The sequence below is a fragment of the Corallococcus aberystwythensis genome (genome assembly GCF_003612165.1).
Lineage (GTDB): Bacteria > Myxococcota > Myxococcia > Myxococcales > Myxococcaceae > Corallococcus > Corallococcus aberystwythensis.
Genome location: NZ_RAWK01000019.1, coordinates 35,091 through 54,896, shown reverse-complemented (window position 1 = coordinate 54,896; position 19,806 = coordinate 35,091). Strand labels below are relative to the sequence as shown.

13 protein-coding genes are annotated in these 19,806 nt (G+C 68.1%); 8 read left to right on the top strand and 5 right to left on the bottom strand.

Features of this window, described 5'->3' with window-relative positions:
• Positions 1–242 precede the first annotated feature (242 nt).
• A complete protein-coding gene (locus D7W81_RS05115) occupies positions 243–707 on the top strand; it encodes an SRPBCC family protein (protein ID WP_158621442.1) in 465 nt (154 codons plus the stop codon).
• Between the two features lie 13 nt (positions 708–720).
• Here D7W81_RS05115 and D7W81_RS05110 read toward each other — a convergent pair whose 3' ends face one another.
• The 3 genes from D7W81_RS05110 to D7W81_RS05100 all read right to left on the bottom strand — a co-directional run bounded on the left by D7W81_RS05110 (position 721) and on the right by D7W81_RS05100 (position 3,182).
• Positions 721–1,935, bottom strand: coding sequence for a methyltransferase (locus D7W81_RS05110; RefSeq protein ID WP_120554180.1), 1,215 nt, complete (start codon positions 1,933–1,935; stop codon positions 721–723).
• A 22-nt stretch (positions 1,936–1,957) separates the two neighbouring features.
• Entirely contained in the window at positions 1,958–2,536 is a 579-nt protein-coding gene (locus D7W81_RS05105; RefSeq protein WP_147445346.1) for a hypothetical protein, read from the bottom strand.
• A 163-nt stretch (positions 2,537–2,699) separates the two neighbouring features.
• Positions 2,700–3,182, bottom strand: coding sequence for a hypothetical protein (locus D7W81_RS05100; protein ID WP_120554178.1), 483 nt, complete (start codon positions 3,180–3,182; stop codon positions 2,700–2,702).
• A 485-nt stretch (positions 3,183–3,667) separates the two neighbouring features.
• On the opposite strand from D7W81_RS05100, the gene D7W81_RS05095 reads away from it, so the two are divergent.
• The 6 genes from D7W81_RS05095 (at position 3,668) to D7W81_RS05070 (ending at position 15,174) form a co-directional block, all read left to right on the top strand.
• On the top strand, positions 3,668–4,303 hold the full coding sequence (locus D7W81_RS05095) for a DUF6310 domain-containing protein (protein WP_306440870.1): 636 nt from the start codon (positions 3,668–3,670) through the stop codon (positions 4,301–4,303).
• A 1-nt stretch (position 4,304) separates the two neighbouring features.
• Positions 4,305–5,063: a DUF5953 family protein gene (locus D7W81_RS05090; protein ID WP_120554177.1), complete on the top strand. Its 759-nt coding sequence runs from the start codon at positions 4,305–4,307 to the stop codon at positions 5,061–5,063.
• Between the two features lie 66 nt (positions 5,064–5,129).
• Complete coding sequence (locus D7W81_RS05085) at positions 5,130–9,275, top strand: MG2 domain-containing protein (RefSeq protein WP_120554176.1); 4,146 nt, start codon at positions 5,130–5,132, stop codon at positions 9,273–9,275.
• 222 nt (positions 9,276–9,497) lie between these two features.
• The gene (locus tag D7W81_RS05080; protein WP_120554175.1) at positions 9,498–13,460 is read left to right on the top strand and encodes a CHAT domain-containing protein; all 3,963 of its coding nucleotides are present in this window, start codon (positions 9,498–9,500) and stop codon (positions 13,458–13,460) included.
• Positions 13,457–14,479 (top strand): hypothetical protein, encoded by a 1,023-nt coding sequence (locus D7W81_RS05075; RefSeq protein ID WP_120554174.1) that lies wholly within the window; start codon positions 13,457–13,459, stop codon positions 14,477–14,479. Before D7W81_RS05080 ends, D7W81_RS05075 begins: the two co-directional genes overlap by 4 nt.
• Positions 14,480–14,481: 2 nt before the next feature.
• A complete protein-coding gene (locus tag D7W81_RS05070) occupies positions 14,482–15,174 on the top strand; it encodes a hypothetical protein (protein ID WP_120554173.1) in 693 nt (230 codons plus the stop codon).
• A 555-nt stretch (positions 15,175–15,729) separates the two neighbouring features.
• On the opposite strand, the gene D7W81_RS05065 is transcribed toward D7W81_RS05070, so the two are convergent.
• Both D7W81_RS05065 and D7W81_RS05060 read right to left on the bottom strand, forming a co-directional pair.
• The gene (locus D7W81_RS05065; RefSeq protein ID WP_244226974.1) at positions 15,730–16,077 is read right to left on the bottom strand and encodes a DoxX family protein; all 348 of its coding nucleotides are present in this window, start codon (positions 16,075–16,077) and stop codon (positions 15,730–15,732) included.
• A 224-nt stretch (positions 16,078–16,301) separates the two neighbouring features.
• Positions 16,302–18,377 (bottom strand): alpha-amylase family glycosyl hydrolase, encoded by a 2,076-nt coding sequence (locus D7W81_RS05060; protein WP_244226973.1) that lies wholly within the window; start codon positions 18,375–18,377, stop codon positions 16,302–16,304.
• A gap of 264 nt (positions 18,378–18,641) precedes the next feature.
• On the opposite strand from D7W81_RS05060, the gene D7W81_RS05055 reads away from it, so the two are divergent.
• Positions 18,642–19,793, top strand: coding sequence for an esterase/lipase family protein (locus D7W81_RS05055; protein WP_120554170.1), 1,152 nt, complete (start codon positions 18,642–18,644; stop codon positions 19,791–19,793).
• The last annotated feature ends 13 nt before the right edge of the window (positions 19,794–19,806 follow it).

Sequence of the window (19,806 nt, the reverse complement as noted above, 5' to 3'; positions counted from 1 at the left end):
GGCGTTGGGGCTTGTCGGGGAACACGGGCGTCTTTTCTAGCACGGGGCCATTGCCGGGGGCTGACGAGGACCCTTCCGCCGGGCAGCAGCGCCGCCGCGTGCTCCGTCCTTGAGACGCTTTGTCGACCGTACAGGGGGCCCGATAACCGTCTGGCGGGCAAACGGCCTTCCCTCTCGCATGGTGACGACGGTCCCTGATGAACACCGTTGAGGTCGTTTACCCGACCCCCCGGAGGGACACGATGCCTCGTCCACACAGCCTCACGCTTCAACGGCAACTCTCCATCTCCGCCGGAGAGGCATTCGATTTCTGGGTGAATCCCACGAAGGTCGCCGCCTGGTGGGGCCCCAATGCCGGTGACAGGAGTGATGTGCGGACGCTGGAACTCCGCGCGGGCGGCAAATACCGGATCCTCACCCATGCGCCGAACGGCGATACCTACGACTTCACTGGTGAATTCCGGGCGCTTGAGCCAGGCCAGAAGGTGTCTTTCACCTGGGAGGTTGAGAAGAGTGGTCCCTCACAAGTCACCGTCACCTTCGAAGAGCAAGGGAGTGGCACGAAGCTGACCCTCGTTCACGAAGGCCTGCATTCGGAACAGGACCGGGACGGCTGCATCGACGGATGGAACGGAGCGCTCGACAAGCTGGGGCGCGAGGCGCGTCAGTGGGCCGGCGGACAGGCTGAAGCGCCCGCTCCGCCTTGATGCCGCGTGCTGCTCAAGCGCTCCGCGACGCGATGATCGCGAGGTTGCGCGGAGACAGGCGCGGATCGAAGAGCTGGAGGAGCTCGACCTGGAAGCCCAGCTCCTCCAGGAGGATCGCGCGGTCGAGCACGAGCACGACCTCCAATGCCCTCGCGAAGCGGTCCCGCAGCAAATGGCAGAGCAGAAGGTCCCGCGTCTCGGTGCGAACGGACACCTCGAAGGCCTCCAGCTCGGCGTCCGTCATGCCGGGTTCGAGGCCCAGGCGCTCCAGGCGGTCGCGCGCGTAGACGGCGAAGTATCCATCATAGAGCGCCCGGGGCGCGTCCCCTGCCCTCACGAAGCCGCGCTCGGGAAAGCGCTGTCTCGTCAGGAGGTCGAACGCGAAGCGCCACGCGTACACCCGCTTCATCCGCGTGAACTCGGCCTCGGTCTTGTGATGCCGTCCCCGCGTCGTCAGCGCCAGGGCATGCGGGGTGAAGGGCAGCGGATGCGCGCCCCCGAAGCGGGAGACGGGGTAATCGCGCGGGGCCTCCAGCTTGTCGTAGCAGCAGCCGATGTTCAGGACGAAGCCCGCCCCCTGGCTCTTGCGGATCTGCGTGAGGGCGAGCGGCCCGCAGGTGTGCAGACCGATGGAGGCACGGTCCAGGCCGGAGAAGAGCGGATCAATCCCCGGTTGGATCCCGTCCTCGACAGAGGCCTGAATGAAACACAGTGTGTCCCCGCCCGGAGACGGAGTCTTCGTCAGCCACCGCCGGCCCTTGTCCTGAAGCGCGGCGTCCCGATCGATGCTGTGGAAGGTCCACCCGAACGTCCGAGCACAGAGGCGGGCGAGATGTCCCATGCCGCCGCCGATATCGACCGCCTGGTGGATGAAACGCGTTCTGGGCGCGAGCAGGGCCAGGACCCGCTCGAGCTCGTGGGTCTTTTTGGCGCTGAGTCCCTGCGTCTGCGCGACCGTCAGCGCGTGAAGGCCCTCGTGCCAGGGCAGCGCCGTCAGTTCCTGGAGCGCGCCCAGGAGCGCGGCCAGGGACGGAGGCGGGACGCCTGCGAGCGCCCCCTGGTCCAGCTGGCGCTCGCCTGCTTCATCGAGCGAGCGGGCATAGGCCAGCCAGTCCTCGGGCCAGGCGGCGCCGGACCCGGGCCAGCCCTGGAGGATGGAGCGGGACCAGAGCGGGGCCCAGGGGAGCAACTGCTGCGTGAGCGCCTCGAGTCGCGCCTGGAAGTACATGGCGCCTACAGGCCGCAATCCGTCACGGCGCGGTCCAGATGGCGGCGATGCCCTCGTTCATCGAGGCGCCGCCCGCGGTGTCGATGAAGATGGACCGGATGCGCTTGGAGGACTGGAACCCCACGAACTCGAAGGCATGGGCACCCGTATCGAGCACCGCGTCCTCGAGGACCTCCTGGGTGGCGTCCGTGAAGGTCAGGGTCACCTTGTGCTGGGCCAGACCGTTCGTGAGCAGCTCCAGGCCCACGGCGGAGACGGGACGCAAGAAGGCGATCTCGAAGTCGTCCTCGCCGTTGGCGATGATCGTGGGCTTCACGGGCAGAGGATTCGTGTTGTTGCTGTGGTTCCAGCCGGGCCCCATGAAGCAGAGCCAGGTGTTGGCACGAGGCGCCAGGACGTTGACGGTGGGCGTGCTGGAGCCCCACGGCAGGTCGATGCCCGGCGGCGTCCGGCCGCAGCTGGACCCCGCGCCCGAGGGATGGTCGGGATACGCGTCGAACGCGATCGCGGGGAACTGGATCTGGGTGGCCCCGGTGGCCGCCGTGAAGGCCGCCTGCTGGGTGAAGACCTGGGCAAGGCCCTCCTCCTGCGTGCCGAGCATCGGTGCCTCTTCGTCCTGCATCGGGGCCCCGCACGAAACCAGGACTCCACAGCCAAGAATCCACATCGACCTGAACACGTTCATCGCCGCTGCTCCCCTCGAAGTGTCTGAGCGTCCGGACTGCGTTGCTCACACTAGGAGTGAAGCGACGCCCCAACAAGATTCAGGGCTCGCGGAAGCCGCCGCGCACCCACTCGTTGGCGACGTCCCGGGTGAACTTGAAGTTCGCCTGCACGCGATGCTTCGCGACGGTCGCGCCCGCGTCGTCGATGGCCGAGAGGAACGCGTGGGGCTCGTACTCATCGGCCACGAGCTCGAGCCGGACCTCGTACCAGCGGCCCTCCCAGGCGATGGAGAGCTTCTTGGTCATGGCCTGGTCGCGCTGCCGCGCGGAGCGATCGAGGACCTCCGAGGCCGTCTTCACGAAGGTCGCGAACGACGGAGCATCGAAGGGCTTGGGGTTCTTCTTGTCGCGGCCCATCACCCACGGGCTGATGAGGACGGGCTCGGAGATGCCCTGCTTGCGGATCTCCACGGCCCAGCCGTCGTCGTCCTCGTTCTTGATGACCTTGGCCGCCCAGCCGTTCTTCCGCCAGAACGTGGGCTCCATGACTTCGGGTTCGGCCGGTGTTTGCTCGTTGCTCATGGGGGTTCCTATACCTCCCCCCGGTGACATCTGCCCAGGACACACGGTCCCGACAGGTGCCCATGAGACGCCGACAGCCCCCACTGGGAGTGCCTGCGTGCGCGGCTTGTCGTGCAGGGGGCCTGACGGCGGGCTGGCGAGCAACCGGCCATCTTTCTACCCGTCGCGCTGGTTCCTGTGAGTCGAAATGAAAGGACGTGACCATGATGCGTCTCCGAGCGTGCATCGCACTTCTGCTCTTTCTCTCGGCCTGCGCTACGCCGGCGCCGATCCGAAATGAGCGAACGGTGCGGAACCCGAGGCTCGCCAACCTCCAGCGAGCAGCGAAGCTCCCGTGGACTGACGGAGGCCAGTGCGTCGTCCGTGAGGCCTCCCAGCCTTGGCCCGTGCTGGTGGAGAGGTGCTATCGGACCCTCGACCACGACCGAATCGAGTTCCACGACACCACGGGAAGATGCTCGATCGTTTCAGCGGATGCCGCAGCCGTGGGACTCGGGTTCTGCGTGCTGGCAGCTCCTGAGATTGCCGTGGGGGCCGTCATCGTGCTTGGCGTGGTGGTGATCGGCGTCGCCATCAAGGAAGCGCTGGATGCATACGAATTCCGCCACGCCTACCCCGAGGAAGCAGGGACCTCACGAGGAACGAAGGTGGCCTCCCAGGAAGCCGAAGCCCAACGCAAGCCCAAGCCGAAGCCCGAGCCAGCAGGGCAGGACTGGCAACCCCCGGTGCCGCCCGAGTCACTGGAGCGCGAGCGCCGTCCCGAGTGCAGGCCCGTCCCGGTGCGACATCTGGGCGGCAATGATCCACACAACGAATGTGCTGATAAGATTCCCAACAACAGCTTCCCTGGCTGGGATGTGCTCATCAATGGGAAGAACTTCGACGGACTGGTACTCACCACTCGCACGCTGTGGGATGTAAAGACGGATGACTTTGAAAAGCAGCTACCACGCTCTCAAAGGTTCTTTGTCAGGATGAAGCTGCCTGAGCTGAGGCGCGAAGCCAAGATCGCAAGGGACTGCGGGTACAACTTCGTCATTGGAGTGCGAAGCGCCGCGCATAAAGCCGTACTGTTAGACGAAGACCCCACCCTGAAAGTTGTCATCATGGACTGGTGTTGAAATGACGACGGCTCATAGAACCCTCATCATTATCGCCCACGCACCTGCACTCACGGACAATGACGCCCGCCCGATCGCAGTTGTCCATGCAATGGAACGTGCGCTGCCCGGATTGCGCTTGGCGTGGACGATGTCGGAAAAGGAAGACCTCATCGCATTGCCTCAACGCGATGAGTGGGTCGCGGCCAACATGAAAAACGGAGGGTTTCCGTTCCTCTGTAACGATGATGATAGCCATCTCGTGACGGTTGCCGGATTGGAAAACCCGAACGGTCTTGCCGCAGGGAGCCCGCCGCATTTTGAAATCCATGCGGACCTGCCACTCGACGCAGTCGGCATCGCGGGGGCTGTCGATGTGCTCGCAGGTATAGCGGAGGGCGCTAGCGCGGTATGGGGGCATGCGACGCCGAGCGGTTATGGTGGGATCGTGGCACAACAGTTCCGCCATCCCGGCGGTGAGCTGCACGTTCCTCCTCATGGGCTGCCGTCGCGCAGGCTCCCATGGGACAGGTCCACGCCTGAGGTTCCGCACTTCCTCGGGTGGCTGAACTACTGGTCTGCGGCTGCCGCGCAGGCCATCGGGTTCCCGGACCCGACCCGCGACGCCGAGCTGCTTTCACGGGCGCGGCGCACGGCATCGGGCGGGTGGGTCGTGCAGCTCACCGACGCGCCGCTCGAACTGGACAACCCCGCCCACCTGCACGCGCTCTTGCGGGCCTATGAACGCTTCCCGGAGATCGGCGGACGTACAGCGCCTTGACCCGGTGCTGGGGCCCAGCCGGGGGTGGACCAGAACTTCTGGCGGGCTCGTCCGTTGAACGACGCCATGGACTCCCCTGCCCTGCCTCCCCTTCGCGCCCTCCTGCCGCTGGGGCTCACCGCCCTCCTCGTGATGCTGTCGCCCCGGGTCTTCGCGGCCCGGGCCACCACCCGGTCCCTGGGCGGCGCGAACCGCTATCTGACCCATGTCACCACCGACAAGCCGCTCTACCGCCCCGGGGAGCAGGTGCTGGTGCGCGGCCTGGTGCTGGAGGCCCTGAGCCGCAAGCCGTACGCGGGCTCACTCCAGGCGCAGCTGGAGGTGCGGGGGCCCAAGGGGGATGTCGTCACCACCAGCACGGCGTCCACCGCGGACGCTGTCTGGGGCTACGCCTGGCCCATCCCCGCCGGCCAGCCCGGCGGCGAGTACACCCTGCGCGTCACCTACCCGTGGACGGGCGCGGCCCCCGCGGAGCGGAAGTTCGACGTGCGCGCCTACCGGGCTCCCCGGCTCAAGTCCCAGATTGAGTTCCTCCGGGACGGCTACGGGCCGGGCGACACCGTCACCGCCACGCTGGACGTGAAGCGCGCGGAGGGCGGCGTGCCCGAGGGCGCGAAGGTGACCGCCAATGCGCTCGTGGATGGCACCACCGTCGCGCAGGTGCCGTGCACGGTGGACGCGAAGGGGCGCTGCACGGTGCGCTTCCCGCTTCCCGCGGCCATGGAGCGCGGCGAAGGCACGCTGGCCTTCACCATCGAGGACGGCGGCGTGGTGGAGTCCGCGGCGAAGACGATTCCCATCCTCCTCCAGACGCTGGACCTGGCCCTGTATCCAGAGGGCGGTGACCTGGTGGCGGGGCTCGCCTCGCGCGTCTACTTCGAGGCGCGCACGCCCGCACGCAAGCCCGCGGACCTCACGGGCCGGGTCGTGGAGGTGGGCAGCGGCAAGGTGGTCGCCCGCGTGCGCTCGGAGCACGAGGGCCGTGGCCGCTTCGAGCTGACCCCGCAGGCGGGAGTTCGGTACGCGCTGCGCATCGACTCGCCGTCGGGCATCCAGAAGAGCTTCCCGCTGCCGGAGGTGAAGCCGAGCGGCGCCGTCATCCGTGTGCGCGAGGACGTGGTGCCCGTGGGCCGGGGCGTGCAGCTCGCCGTGGGTCTGTCCGGCGTCGGCCGCGCGACGGTGACGCTGAGCCAGCGCGAGGTACGCGTCGCCTCGGCGGTGATGGGCGACGTGAAGGGCGGGCCGGTGACGCTGGACCCGGGCGAGGCGGACGGCGTGCTCGTCGCCACGGTGTGGGACCACGACGGACGGCCCGTCGCGGAGCGGCTGGTGTTCCGCCAGCCCTCGAAGGAGCTGTCGGTGGAGCTGAAGGCGGACCGCGAGCGCTACGTGCCCGGAGGCCCGGTGCGGCTCACGGCCCGGACGACGCGCGGCGGCCAGCCGGTCTCCGCGCTGGTGATGCTCACCGTGACGGATGACGCGGTGCTGGAGCTCCTGGAGAAGCGTGAGCAGGCGCCGCAGCTCCCGGTCATGGTGCTACTGGAGCCTGAGGTGAAGGAGCTGGCCGATGCGCAGCTCTATCTCGACGCGAAGAATCCGAAGTCGAAGCTGGCGGTGGACCTGCTCCTGGGGACGCAGGGCTGGCGGCGCTTCGCGCTGACCGACACGCAGGGCTTCCTCGCCCGGCATGGTGACGCGGCGATGCGCGTGCTCGCGGTGCGCTGGCCGCAGGAGCCCGTCCGCAAGCCCCGGCCGTCGACCGTCAGCAAGGCCGGACGCGGCGACGCTGTCGCGGGCCTGGGGCAGGCGCAGCCCCTGATGGACCGGAACGTCATCGACGAGGATGACGCCTTCGCCGGCCAGGCCGAGGGCGCGGTCATCCCGCAGCAGGCTCCGGTCGCCGCGGCGGCTCCGGCTCCCATGCTCCCGGCGGAGGAAGTCCTGGAGGAGGCTCCGGCCCCCGTGGTCCAGGCGGACAAGGAGGACGAGGCGCCCATGGCTCGGAAGGCTTCGCGCGCGAAGCGGGACATGCGCTTCGACGAAAGGCATGTCATCCAGGGGCAGCTGATCTCCCTGCGTGAGTTCGCGCACACCGCGCGGCCCAACCGCAAGGCGGGAGACCGGGTCGACTTCGCGGAGACGCTCTACTGGAACGCCGGGGTGCGCACGGATGCCCGCACCGGCGAGGCGCGGGTGTCCTTCGCGATGAGCGACTCGGTGACGACCTTCAAGGCGTTCGCGGGAGCGGTGGGCGGTGACGGCGCGCTCGGCTCGGCGGTGGCGGAGCTGGAGTCCGTGCAGCCGTTCTACGCGGAGCCCAAGCTGCCGCTCGAGGTGACGTCCGGAGACGTGGTGCGGCTGCCGGTGGCGCTGGTGAACGGGACGGGTGCGCGGCTTTCGGACGCGGGGGGGAAGGTGGAGCTGAAGGGGGACGTGAAGGTCTCCGGCGGACCCACGCTGGACCTGGCCTCGCAGGCGCGGGCCCGGCAGCTCTTCTCGCTGGAGATTGGCCAGGAGGCGCGGCCGGTGGACGTGAAGCTCACGGCGAGCGCGGGCGAGTACACGGACGTCGTCACCCGCACGCTGTCCATCAAGCCCCGGGGCTTCCCGGGCCGCGTGTCCTTCGGCGGGCTCTTGTCCGCGAAGGCAGCCGCGGCGCACCGGGTGGTGCTGCCCCAGAGCCTGGTGCCCGGCAGCGTGCGGACGTCCATCGCCGTGTACCCGGGCCCGCTGGCCAACATGACGGAGTCGCTGGCCCGCCTCATCCAGGAGCCCTCCGGCTGCTTCGAGCAGACCAGCTCCACGACGTACCCCATGACGATGGCGCAGCAGTACTTCCAGACGCACACCGGCGTGAACCCGGAGCTGGTGGCGAGCGCGAAAGAGAAGCTGGAGCGCGGCTACCAGCGGCTGGTGGGCTACGAGACGTCCGAGAAGGGCTACGAGTGGTTCGGGCAGAACCCGGGCCATGAGGCGCTGACCGCGTTCGGCCTGCTGCACTTCACGGACATGCGCCAGGTGCGCGAGGTGGACACCGCGATGATGGAGCGCACGCGCGAGTGGCTGCTCCAGCAGCGCGACGGCCAGGGTGGCTTCAACCGCAAGCGCCGCGCGCTGCACGTGTGGGTGGAGGACGCGGACACGTCGAACGCGTACATCCTCTGGACGCTGCTGGAGAGCGCGGGCCAGCCGGCCTCGCAGGCGAAGGAGCTGTCGCGCGAGGTGGCCTCGCTGAAGGCCGCCGCGGCGAAGAGCACCAACAGCTACGTGGTGGCCCTGGCGGCCAACACGCTGGCGCTCGCAGGTGACACCGCCGAGGCCCGGACGCTGATGGGCCGGCTCGCCGCCTCGCAGGGGCAGGACGGCGTGGTGGGCGGCGCGACGCAGTCCATCGTGGGCAGCTCGGGAGAGACGCTGAACATCGAAACCACCGCGCTGGCGGTGCTGGCGTGGATGCGCGCCCCCGCCTACGTGGGCAACGTGGAGCGCGCGATGAAGTTCCTCGCGGAGTCCAGCGACGGTGGCCGCTACGGCGCGACGCAGAGCACGGTGCTCGCGCTGCGAGCCATCATCGCCTACGACAAGGCGCGCGCGTCGAAGCTCACCCCGGGACTGGTGCGCGTCTACGTGGACGGCCGCGCGGTGGGCGAGCCGGTGCGCTTCGACGGCTCCTCCCAGGAAGCCCTCAAGCTGCCAGACGTGAGCGCGCTCCTGGGCACGGGCGAGCGCCGCGTGGAGCTGCGGATGGAGGGGGGCGCGGAGCTGCCGTACTCGGTGGAGGTCACCTACAACAGTGTGACGCCGGACAGCTCGAAGGACACGGCGGTGACGCTGGAGGTGGCGCTGGCGAAGACGGCCCTCACCGAGGGCGAGCCCACGGAGGCGAGGGTGGTGGTGGCCAACCGCACGGGCCAGCGGCTGCCCACGGCGGTGGCCATCTTCGGAGTGCCCGGCGGACTGGAGGTGCGGCATGACCAGCTCAAGGAACTGGTGAAGCGGCAGGTGGTGGATGCGTACGAGGTGCTCGGGCGCGACGTCGTCCTGTACTGGCGTGGCATGGAGCCCCACAAGCGCATCGACGTGCCGCTGTCCCTGGTGGCCGCGGTGCCCGGCACGTACACGGGCCCATCCAGCCGCGCGTACCTGTACTACGCGGACGAGCACAAGACGTGGAGCGGGGGCGTGAAGGTCACCATCGCACCCAAGCTGTAGCGGTGTGGGTGCAGGACGGACGGGGGAGGCCAGGCTCTGGCCTCCCCGTGCTGCCAATCCGTCCTGGCCGCGCGTCGCTCCCTGCCCCTCCCTCCAGCGGGCCCGCGAAAAACCCAGGCAATGGAGGGCCAAGGCGCGCCTGCTTGAGGTTTTCCATTGCCCTGCCCAGGCTCCGCTTCCGGCTTGTGCACCGCCAACCGGCCAGAAAGATTGGAGGCCCGGATGGCGGAGAAGGCCCAGGAAACAAATGGGGGGCCCGGTGACCTTCACGGTCAGACGCCAGGACTGGAGAAGACCGTGGAGAAGGCAGTGGAAGTGCTGATTCGGAACCACCTCGCCGAGGCGCGGCTCCGTCGCAGTTCGATCCTCTGGACGCCTGGGTCGAACAGGGTCGAGGCCGTCCGAGCGGCACTGGCCAAATGGATCCGGGGAGCGCGGTACATCTCCGCCGTTCAAGAAGAAATCCACCAGGCCGTGGACCTTCTCTTCGCGGAGGTGGAACCGGTCACCGAGGAGGAGTTGCTCGAAGCCTTCGGAACGCTTCGCGACACGCTGGACTCCGACCCGAGATATCTCTTCAAGAGCAGTTCCCAAGTCGACCTGCTGTTCCTGGCGGCGGTGCTTGCGCAGACAGGTGAATCCGGACTGCTTCCGGAGGAAGCTCTGGTCGCGCTCCTGTTGGAGGCACAGGCGCTGGAGACGCGATTCGCGCGCCTGGGTGAACGGATCTACCGGATCCGCCCGCAGGTGCTCGCGGAGCTTGGCGCGGCGTTCGGGCAGGTGTCCGACCACCTCCGGCACATGGACCTGGTCGTGAGGTTGGAGCAGGCCCGCTGCGTCGCCTTGCTCGTGGCCCAGCCCTCGACGGGTTTCGCTCTCACGCAACTTCAGGCGCTCGTGCGGGACATCCAGGCACGCCTCCAGGAGACCCACGACGGTGAGGAGGCGGGACCGTGCCCGGATGGGCAGCCGGTCCGACCCGCGCGGAAGGCCCGCCGCATATTCCAGGCGGGAGACCTGAGAAGCCTCGAGCCCTTCTGCTCCCTGCCACGGTTGCTCACTGCCGCCCGGCTCGCACTGGGCCGGGCCCTGGTGGAGAGCCCATTGGACACCCCTGCCCACAACTTCGAGCAGGCGTTCGACGCCTTCAATCAAGCGCATGAGGCTCTCGCGGCACTCGGCGAGACGGAGAGGGCGGTCCATTCGGCGGTCTGTGCGCTTGAATGCCTTGCACGACTCGCACAGTCGGACTCCGACGCGGAGCATCCCTTCCAATACCAGATGCGGGCCTACGACCTGGGCCGTGCACGCAGGGAATGGGTGCGTTCCCAGCCCCTCCCCGATCCGGTCTCCCTGCGGTTCCTCTCACTGCTCGAAGCGGCGCACATCCAGGCATCCTGTTGGGGGAGCCTCTTACGACTGGAGTCCCTCGAGAGGCCCGACCCCCCCGTGGAGGAGCGTTTGCTGTCACGGCAGCGCATCATCGAGGAGGTGCTCCAGGGCATCAGGGCCCATGCCTTCCTCGTGGGAAGCAACGCCTCCGATCATCCCTGGGAGGCACTGAGCCACGCGTGCGCCGTGTCCGTGCAGTTCACGGACTTCGTGGAAGAAGTCCTCCGGGAGGACCCGGCAGCCGCGGCCAGCCGTGAAGAGACCCGGCGCATCAAGGACCGTCGGCGTGATCTGCTTCGCGGCCTGCTGGGAGCGGACTTCATTGAGAAGCTCCTGGAGGCACTCTCCACGGCCTCCCGTTCCCTCTGGCGACAACTTGAGGTCTCCGAGGATGCGTCGCCCTGCCCGCTGCCGAACGCCCTCGCATCCCCTGTGCGCCTCTACGAGGCCGTCGTTGCCCTGATGCGAATCCTCAATGTGGCGCAACTGCCGCTCACAGGGCCTCAGCTCGAACAACTGCAATCGAGCCTGGGGAATCTGGCCTTGCCTGCCCTCCCCGTGAAGACGTTGCTCGACCTGGCCGACAATGAATTCGCGATGTTGGGTTGGACGTTGAAGGCAGGGACACCCCTTGAGGACGTCCTGGCCCATGTCGAAAAGCGGTTGGGAGTCCTCGACACCCAGCTCGCGTGGCCGGCCCTCTCCGCATCGGAACGGACGCTGCTTTCGGATTGGATGGCACGCCTCGTCCTCTCCTTGCGCCTCTCCACGAACGACCTGGCAGCCGTTGCTCCAACGCGCGCGCTGGCATTGCTCGACCTGACAGGGGCCTCTGCCTTCCGCACCGCCAGCCTCCTGCATGGCATGGGTGAGCGGCTGCAATGGATGGACTTCACCGCCAACACCGTGGATTCCATCTCCGAGGCCATCCTGAGGAATGACTCCACTGGAATGATGGAGGACACCCCGAACATCTTCGCCAACCTGTACAGCGCCCGCGACGACCTCGATGGCTGGGGCCGCTTGAAGATGATTCATGAGGCCAGTCGGGAACGCTGGGCGGTGCGCACGATGTTCGACGAGATGTTGAACGAAGGGATCTCCCGCGTGACGGTCCTCCCTCCCGATGCCTCGGCATCTGAAAAGGAATACATGGCACTGGTCACGGGGGTGCCTCCAGAGCGCTGGGAGCGGAGGGAGGATGGCGTCTATCTGGTGCACCAGGTCCCTCAGGGGCCGGAGGAGATTGGCGAATACGTGGGCCGGGCCCGTCACCGCCTGCTCGAATGTCATGGCTATCTGGCGTCGCGGGGCCTCGTGTCGGATGGACGGGCCGCCCCGCGGGCGACTCCCGAGGGACTGGAAGCCTTCCTGGCGGCGCACCCGGAAGTGGCCATCCTGGTGCCAGGGTTCTTCCCCGAGGTTGCCACTCCCATGAGTGTCTTCTTCCACCAGGGCGGCCACGCCCAACGCCAGTTCATCGGGTCACTCGACGATATTCCTGAGCGCGCTCCGGGGGGCGCCGCGCTCCTGGAGTTCCAGCCGGCGCTGGGCAAGGACCTGACCGAGCGGAGTCAACAAAGCTGGCAGGAACTGGAGCAGGTCTTCGCACGCCTGTGCTCCGGATATGAATCCTGGGCGCGGCGGCTCGCGGAGGTGCTGGATTGCCAGGGCATCACCGGGTTGCTCATCCTCCACCGGGGCCATCAGCAGGTCTTCCTGCCGTGGGAGGACCTGCGCATCTCCCCAGGGGGACCTCGCCTGGGCGAGCGCTTCCGGATGGGCCACCTCCACACCCTGGCGCCGCTTCCACGGCATCATCGAACCGACACTCCCGCTCGCGAAGGAGTGGTCCAGTTGCATGGGGAGGGTCTGTCGCACGAGCAGATGGAGGTCGCGCGCGCAATTCAACTGACGCTGGCCGACCATTGCTGCGGGCGCCCGCCCCTGTCTGGCAAGGAGGCCAGGGAAGCCCGGCGCCTGTACCACGAACTCAAGACCGCCCGCCGCGTCCGGCTCTTCCTTCACGGCCACCACGACCGCCTCAACCCGGACGTGGATCGGCTCACCCTGGTGGACGCGGAGCACCGGGACGACTGGGTCAATCTGCGCTCAAGGGATTTACGGCGCCTGCCTCTGGCGGGCGTCGAATGCGTGGAGTTGTGGGCGTGCCAGGGTTCCTCGCACGGCCGTGAGCTTTCCGAGCACGGACCCGGAGAGGAGCCGGAGGACGTGTCCGCGGCCCTGCTGCTGGCCGGCGCCAGCCGCGTGGTGGCCTCGCGCTGGCATGTGCCCGCCCTGCCGAGCGCCCTGCTCATGGAGCGCTTCGCGCTGTTCGTGGACGACGGGCTCGGTGAGGCGCAGGCGCTGGAGCACGCGCGCCGCGAATGCCAGACGCTGTTCCAACGGGGCGGACAACTGGAGCGTGCCGTGGTCGACCGGGTCGTCGTTTCGCTGCGGGAGCTGGCAGGCCGCTCCGCGGAGGTGCGCGACCTGGAGCTCCGCGGGCTGCTGGAGGAGGCCGTGGAACGGGCCCTGCGCGAACTCCGGGCACGGTGGTACCTGGGCCGCGAGGGTCCCGGGCCTCGCGCGCTGCCGCACCTGGAAGGCGCGAGGGAGCGACTCGTGAGCTTCTCGGCCCCGCGTCCGGAGCGGCTCGCGGTGAGCCTGCGCGAGGACCCCGAGGCCCAGGCCGAGGCCCTTGTCGCCGACCACCTCCGGTTCTTCCGGAGTCCCATGTGCTGGGCGGGTTGGCGGCTCATCCTCCGGACATTGGAGGATTGGCGCGGATGACTTCTGGGCTGCCGGAGTTGGACGACTTTTCGCTCGAGGGACGCGAGGCCTTCCTGGCCACGTGGGAGCCCGTCCTCTGGGCGTACTGGCGCGACGCCTACGCGGCGGCGCTCACGGACGGCGAAGCCTGGCTGCGGGCCGCGGAGGCCCGCGCGGGAGGTCGGAACAACGCCCAGGCGGGGCAGTGGATCGCCGAGCAGATTCTCAAGGCACTCCGGACCCGTCCCCGGCTCGACTTCGCCCCGGCCTGGACGAACCTTTCAGGCTGGTATGGGTGGTGGGTGGGCCGTCGCGCGATGGCCGCCCAGCAGCGTGCTTCGAACTTCACGTCGCTGGACGAGGAGCACCCTGGCGCGGCGGGCCACTCGCCAGAGGACGCGCTGGTGGACCGTCTGGACCGCAATCGTCGGATGAAGCAGCTGTTGGCCCTCATCGACGGGTGGGCGCGCATCCTCGGGCGCATCTCGGAAGGGACAGGGCTGCCGGACATCGAGGCGGACTGGTTGTGGGCCACCTGCATCGCGCGGCGTCCCCTGGCCCGGTTGCTCCTCGAGGTAGGGATGGGAGATGCGCGCTTCCAGGAGGTCGACAAGAGCATCCTCCTGGCGAAGACCTCTGTTCCGGGCGACGCGTCGAAGGAGCGCACCGCGCGGAGCCGTAAGGGTGCGGCCGCGGCGCTCCGGTTCAACCTGGAGGCGCTGCTGCCGCGGAATGCGAAGCTTGCCCCCGCGCACCACGTCTTCCTGGGGCCTGTCCGGGACCCGCGCGAGGCGCCGGCATTGCCCGCGCGTCCCGTCACCGACGAGGCGCTCTGGGGCTTCCGGGAGGTCCTGCGCCTGAGTTCCAGACCAGCGGAGTCGGTGGAGCGCGAGTCGCCCCTGGAGGCCTTGTGGACTCAGGTCTTCGAGGCGGCCTTGAAGAAAGCAGTGGCCCGACTGTTGCCGACCGCATACCGCAAGCAGCTGGAACAGGACCTGGCGGATTGGGTGGGCGCCCAGGCGCGTGAGGAGCAGGAGTGACCATGAACTGGAGCTCGCCGGATATCGACACCCTGAGGGCCTACGTCCACGGAGAGCTGTCGGGAGAGGAACGCGAAGCGGTGCGCCGCTGGCTGGTGGTCCACGCGGACGAGGAGGTCCTCCGTGTCTACGAAGGGCTCCTGGCCGAGCGCCAACGTCAGGAAGCACTCCTGGCCTCATGGGCTTCCCAGCCGATGCGCGCCCGGGTCGAGTGGTCCTGGTCAAAGCTGCGCCACGAGTTCTCGACGCACGGAATGCGCATCAGCCAGTCCCTGAGTGAGAGGCCGGCGGCCTTCGCCCCGCTGGGGGGACGCACGTCGGCCTCCGAGCCGGAACTCTCCCTCTCCGTGGATCCATCGAAGACCGTCGACGTGGTGGTGCGACTGGGGCAGGCCAGCCACATCGCGGTCTATGTGGTGGACTTCCAGGGGACACTCCAGGCCATGCCTCTGGAGGCGCGTCGCTTTGAAGCGGGGGAGGAGTTGAACCTCTCCGGGCTCGACTTCGGGCCTGGGGAGCTGGAGGTGAACCTGTTTGTCCTCTTCGATGGGGAGAAACCGCTTCCAACGCCTCCGGCGGAGGCTGGCCTCGAATGGCTCGCGGAGCGACTCCAGGAGGTCGCGACGGATGCTCACCGACTGGCGATGAGGCGCACGCTCCGGGTCCCATTCCCGCGGCCCGGGAAACAAAGCTGAGGGTCGCTCCCTTGGACCGTACCGGCGAAGGCCGGCCGGTTTTCAAGGGAGCTTCCCATGTCGCGTCAACCTCTGGTGCAGGTGGGTTCGTTCCAGATGACCCACCATGCACTTCACCGTTCCGCCGAGAGAAGCATCAGCCTCCAGGTCATCGACGTCGTCCTCCGGTATGGGCAGCCTCTCCAGGATGGGACGGGAAGCCTGTATGCGATCGCTCCCGGAACGGCCAAGCCCACCTCCGTGTCCGGCCCACTGTGGCGGAGTGCATCGAGGGTTGTCGTCGTGGTCCGCGCAGGGCGCATCCCGACAGTGTTTCGGGGGCGGCGGACACCCCGCTTGCGTCGGTGCCACCATGGGGCTGGGAATTCCTGCTTGCATTGGCGCATGACAACTCCAGCCGCATCGTCGTAATTGCGCACATGCCCTCACGAGTGGTGGTGGCCAACCGCACGGGCCAGCGACTGCCCACTACGCGGACGAGCACAAGACGTGGAGCGAGGGCGTGAGGGTCTCCATCGCTCCGAAGCCGTAGCCTCGGGGCACGTTGCCTCTCCCCTACCGCCGCGCCTTCCAGGCACCAGTGGACCACAGCGCCCAGCCCATCAGCACGGGCTGGAAGAACAGGCGCACCAATCGCTTGGTGTCCGTATCCAGGCCGAACGCGGAGAGGTGCTTGTCGTATTGATGCAGGTTGCCGGGAAAGACCGCCACGAAGAAGGCCGCCAGGCCCAGCCCGACGAGGGCCCGGTGCCGCTTGTTGAAGAGCAGCGTCAGCCCCAGTCCTATCTCCACCACACCGGAGAGCAGGACCACGGTGTCCTTGTCCATCGGGACCCAGTCCGGCACCTGCGCCTGGAAGGGCCCTCGCGCGAAGCTGAGATGCCCCGTGCCGGCCCCGACCATGAAGGAACCCAACAGCCCACGCCCCATGTCCTGCAGGGGTGTTGTCCTGGTTTCTTGCAGCACGTGTCGCCTCCGCTCCACCGAAGATGAAGAGCGGTCAGGAGGAGCGCAAGGCGGGGTTGAGCCTGCCTGGCCGCTGCCTTGAGCCTGGGAATACAGTCCCCGCGCAGGCGGGCCGCTGACACGTGCGTCAGCGGCCCCGAGCCGCTCAGCGTGTCAGGGCGTCAGGGGCACTTGCTCACCATCAGCTCGCCGCCGTCGTTGGTGGCATTGATGCGGAAGCTGAACACGTAGTTGCCGGCCTCCGGAATGGCGAGGGAGGACTCCTTGCCAGGACCCGCGGCGAGCGACATGGGCTGCTCCGAGGCAATCACCACCGGAGCCCCGCCCGACACCGCGAGCTCCTTCGACCAGTCCGCGCTGGCGAACTTGAAGGTATAGGCGGTGACGTCCGGCTCGTTGACCACCACCTGGTAGATGTTGTCGCCCTTGTAGGCGAACCGGCGGCTGGCGGGCGTCGCACCGAAGTTGTCCCCACCGACATAGCTGCCCCGGATGAAGAGCTCCTTGCCGAGCGGGCCAGCCCCATCGACCGTCGGAGCGTCGCAACGGGCCAGCGGCCCCTGACCGGAGAGCCCGCCTCCGGGGCCTGTCTGCGGCCCCTCGGCCGTCGGCGAGGCGATGTCGAAGAACCGGGCCTCGAACGGCTTCAGCGCAATCTCGTGGCGCCCGTCAGACAGGGCCGCATCGGCGCCGCCCAGCAGCCCGACGAGGGTTCCCCCGCTGCCAATGGCCGTCCCCGCCACGGTGATGACCGCGGGCGTCGCCTTCGCGTTCAACACATACAGGACGTTGTCGGTGCCCTTGTCCTTGCGATCGATGAAGACGTTGTCGTCCGCGTAGATGTGCGTCCGGCTGCCATTCGCCAGCGCCGGATGGGCGTCGCGCAGCGCCATCAGGGAAGCGACGTAGTGCTTCAGGTCCGCCTGCGCGGGCGAGAGCACCGTGGCGGGTGCCCCGACCGTGGTCGGGATTCCCTCCACGATGGCGGAGGTCCGGGAGACATGGTCGTCGCAGACGCCCCTGAGGGCACAGGTCGCGTTGTCCTCCTTCGCCGCGAAGCCCGGCAGCTCCTGCCCAATCTCATCCCCGTAGTAGAGGGTGATGGGGCCGCTGTACTCGGCCATGACGCTGAAGGCGGCCTTGTGCCGCGCCCACCAGGCGCTGTCCCCGGGCTCCGCCAGGGCTCCTCGCTGGAGGAGGTCGCCGAAGCGAACCAGGTCGTGGTTGGTCAGCATCAGGTTCGGCATGGCGTGGGCCGGATACGCCAGCTGGTTCTGATACCCGGCCTGGAGGTTGCTCGCGCCGCGGTTGCCCGTGCCGGACTCCTCGACCGCCAGGGTCTGCACCAGGCTGTAGCGCATGGGGAAGTCGAACGCGGACCGCAGCGCGGGGCTCGCGGTGGTGCCATAGCCGTTGCTGGCGATGTCCGCCGGCCCGCTCCAGATCTCCGCCACCATGTAGCCCAGCGGATGGACGCTCTGACCGGCCGCGTTCGTGTAGCTCACGTTCGCCGCGGCACCCGCGACGGCGGTCCGCAGGTCGTCCCAGTACTGCACCGGAACCTGGGCGGCCTGATCCAGACGCCATCCGTCGATCCTGTATTCGGTCACCCAGTGGGTGGCGACCTCCTTGAAGAAGTCGAGGTCGTCCGGATAGACCGCCCGCCGTCCGGTGCCACCCTGCTCCCCCGTGGTGGAGAGCGTGCGGCCCAGCGGCGAGGCGTAATCACTGGCATTGACCTTGAAGTGGCCGAACACGCCATCCAGGAAGACATACATCCCCCGGGCATGGGCGGCATCCACCAGCTCCTTGAGCCGGGCGTTGGTGCCGAACTTCGGGTCGACGTTGAAGTAGTCCGAGGCGAAGTAGCCCGTGGCATCGAGGCGGCTGGCCCAGTCGTCCTGGCCCGTCACGGGCACGCTGTGGAAGATGGGGGTCAGCCAGAGGGCGTTGACGCCCGTGGACTGGACGGCGCCGAGGCTGTTGATGACGCCCTGCAAGTCCCCCTTGTGATGGCTGGTGCCGTAGCCGGTGTTGGAATCCGCGGTGCTGTCGGCATCGACGAAGGCCTCGACCATGACCTGGTAGAGGCGAAGATTGCACTCGGGTTCGCCGTTGCCCCTGAAGCAGGCCAGGCGGCTGTCGGTCCGAGTCGCGGCGACGTCAACGGTCGCGGTGTAGGCAGCGCCCGCATCCGTCCCAGCATCCATCCCGGCGTCCACCCCGCCATCCTCCATGCCCGCATCCACCCCGCCATCCACCGGCGGCGGAGGCGGGGGCCCTGCATCGTCTCCACTGCTACTGCCCTGGCAGGCGACCAGGAGACCCGCTGTTATCAGCGTGAGAATGGACTTCCGCCAATGCATGACACGCGCTCCTCTGGGGGCAACGCCCCATGAAAACCCATGGGGCAGCATACTTGTCCGAGGCAAGGGTTCGGGACTTCACGTTGAGACCGGGCCCGCAGCGTCGAGGAGTGTTCTCACGTTAGGCTTGTGCCCATGGCAAACCGGCACCGCGTCTATCTGGTCCCCGGCTTCTTTGGCTTTACGCAGATGGGTGACAAGGAAACGGAGCGCATCGCCTACTTCCAGAACGTCCCCCGTTTGCTCGAGCAGCGCTTCAAGGAGCGCGGCATTGATGCACAGGTGCATGCCGTGGCGTCCGCCCCCACCTCCGGGCTGGAGGTGCGTGCCCTGGACGTGTTCCGGGAGATGGCACGGACCGCGAACGAGGACGACGCGCAGCTCCACCTCGTGGGGCACTCCACGGGCGGGCTGGATGCACGCAGTGTCGTCTCACCGCGCCTGGCCCAGGAGGCTCCGGCCTTCGTGAAGCGTGTGCGCTCGGTCGTGAGCATCGCCACCCCACACCATGGCACCCCGCTGGCCAGCTACTTCCATCAGGGCAGCGTGGGGAAGACGCTGCTGCGCTACCTGTGGCTCTTCACCTTCCTCACCCTGCACCGCAAGGCCATGCCCCTGCGGACCGCCGCGCTCCAGGCGTGCTACTGGCTCGTCCTGAGGAGCGAACAGGCGAAGCTCCCGCCCAACCTCTTCAATCAGATCGTCCGGCTGACGGTGGACCTCTCCGAGAACGAGCGCGAGGACCTCATCCGGTTCTTCAGCCAGGTGGGCGAGAACCAGGCGCTGATTCAAGACCTCGCGCCGTCCAGCATGCGGGCCTTCAACGCGAACACGGAGGACCGGGAGGGTGTGCGCTACGGCTGCGTCGTCACGGGCGCGCCGCCGCCCACGCTGACCCTCCGCCTGCTGCTCAGCCAGGACGCGCTCCTCCACGGCATCTTCGCCGCCCTGTATGAGAAGAGCGCGCCCCTGTCCCGGGAGCTCCAGGTTCCCGAGCGCACGGCGGCCCAGACCCAGGCCCTCCAGGATGTCCTTGGCAGGAGCTTCGAGGCCCGGAGCGACGGCATCGTCCCCAGCCGCTCACAGGTCTGGGGACAGGTCCTCCACGTCGCGAAAGCGGACCACATGGACGTGATGGGCCACTTCGACCAGCCCCCGGACTACATCAGCTGGCTGAAGTCAGGCTCCGACTTCCAGGCGCCGCAGTTCCAGGCGATGTGGGAACGGGTCATCGACTTCACGGTGGGCGGCGCCGCGACTGTTCACCCAGGCAACCGAGCGGACTGATGCATGCCCGCCG

Bases quoted from the DNA above. Each gene is read 5' to 3' on its own strand.
- D7W81_RS05090 (WP_120554177.1), top strand. From the start codon at position 4,305: ATGACGACGGCTCATAGAACCCTCATCATTATCGCCCACGCACCTGCA.
- D7W81_RS05075 (WP_120554174.1), top strand. From the start codon at position 13,457: ATGACTTCTGGGCTGCCGGAGTTGGACGACTTTTCGCTCGAGGGACGC.
- D7W81_RS05100 (WP_120554178.1), bottom strand. From the start codon at position 3,182: ATGAGCAACGAGCAAACACCGGCCGAACCCGAAGTCATGGAGCCCACG.
- D7W81_RS05080 (WP_120554175.1), top strand. From the start codon at position 9,498: ATGGCGGAGAAGGCCCAGGAAACAAATGGGGGGCCCGGTGACCTTCAC.
- D7W81_RS05065 (WP_244226974.1), bottom strand. From the start codon at position 16,077: ATGGTCGGGGCCGGCACGGGGCATCTCAGCTTCGCGCGAGGGCCCTTC.
- D7W81_RS05105 (WP_147445346.1), bottom strand. From the start codon at position 2,536: ATGCTCGGCACGCAGGAGGAGGGCCTTGCCCAGGTCTTCACCCAGCAG.
- D7W81_RS05055 (WP_120554170.1), top strand. From the start codon at position 18,642: ATGGCAAACCGGCACCGCGTCTATCTGGTCCCCGGCTTCTTTGGCTTT.
- D7W81_RS05060 (WP_244226973.1), bottom strand. From the start codon at position 18,377: ATGGAGGATGGCGGGGTGGACGCCGGGATGGATGCTGGGACGGATGCG.
- D7W81_RS05070 (WP_120554173.1), top strand. From the start codon at position 14,482: ATGAACTGGAGCTCGCCGGATATCGACACCCTGAGGGCCTACGTCCAC.
- D7W81_RS05115 (WP_158621442.1), top strand. From the start codon at position 243: ATGCCTCGTCCACACAGCCTCACGCTTCAACGGCAACTCTCCATCTCC.
- D7W81_RS05110 (WP_120554180.1), bottom strand. From the start codon at position 1,935: ATGTACTTCCAGGCGCGACTCGAGGCGCTCACGCAGCAGTTGCTCCCC.
- D7W81_RS05085 (WP_120554176.1), top strand. From the start codon at position 5,130: ATGGACTCCCCTGCCCTGCCTCCCCTTCGCGCCCTCCTGCCGCTGGGG.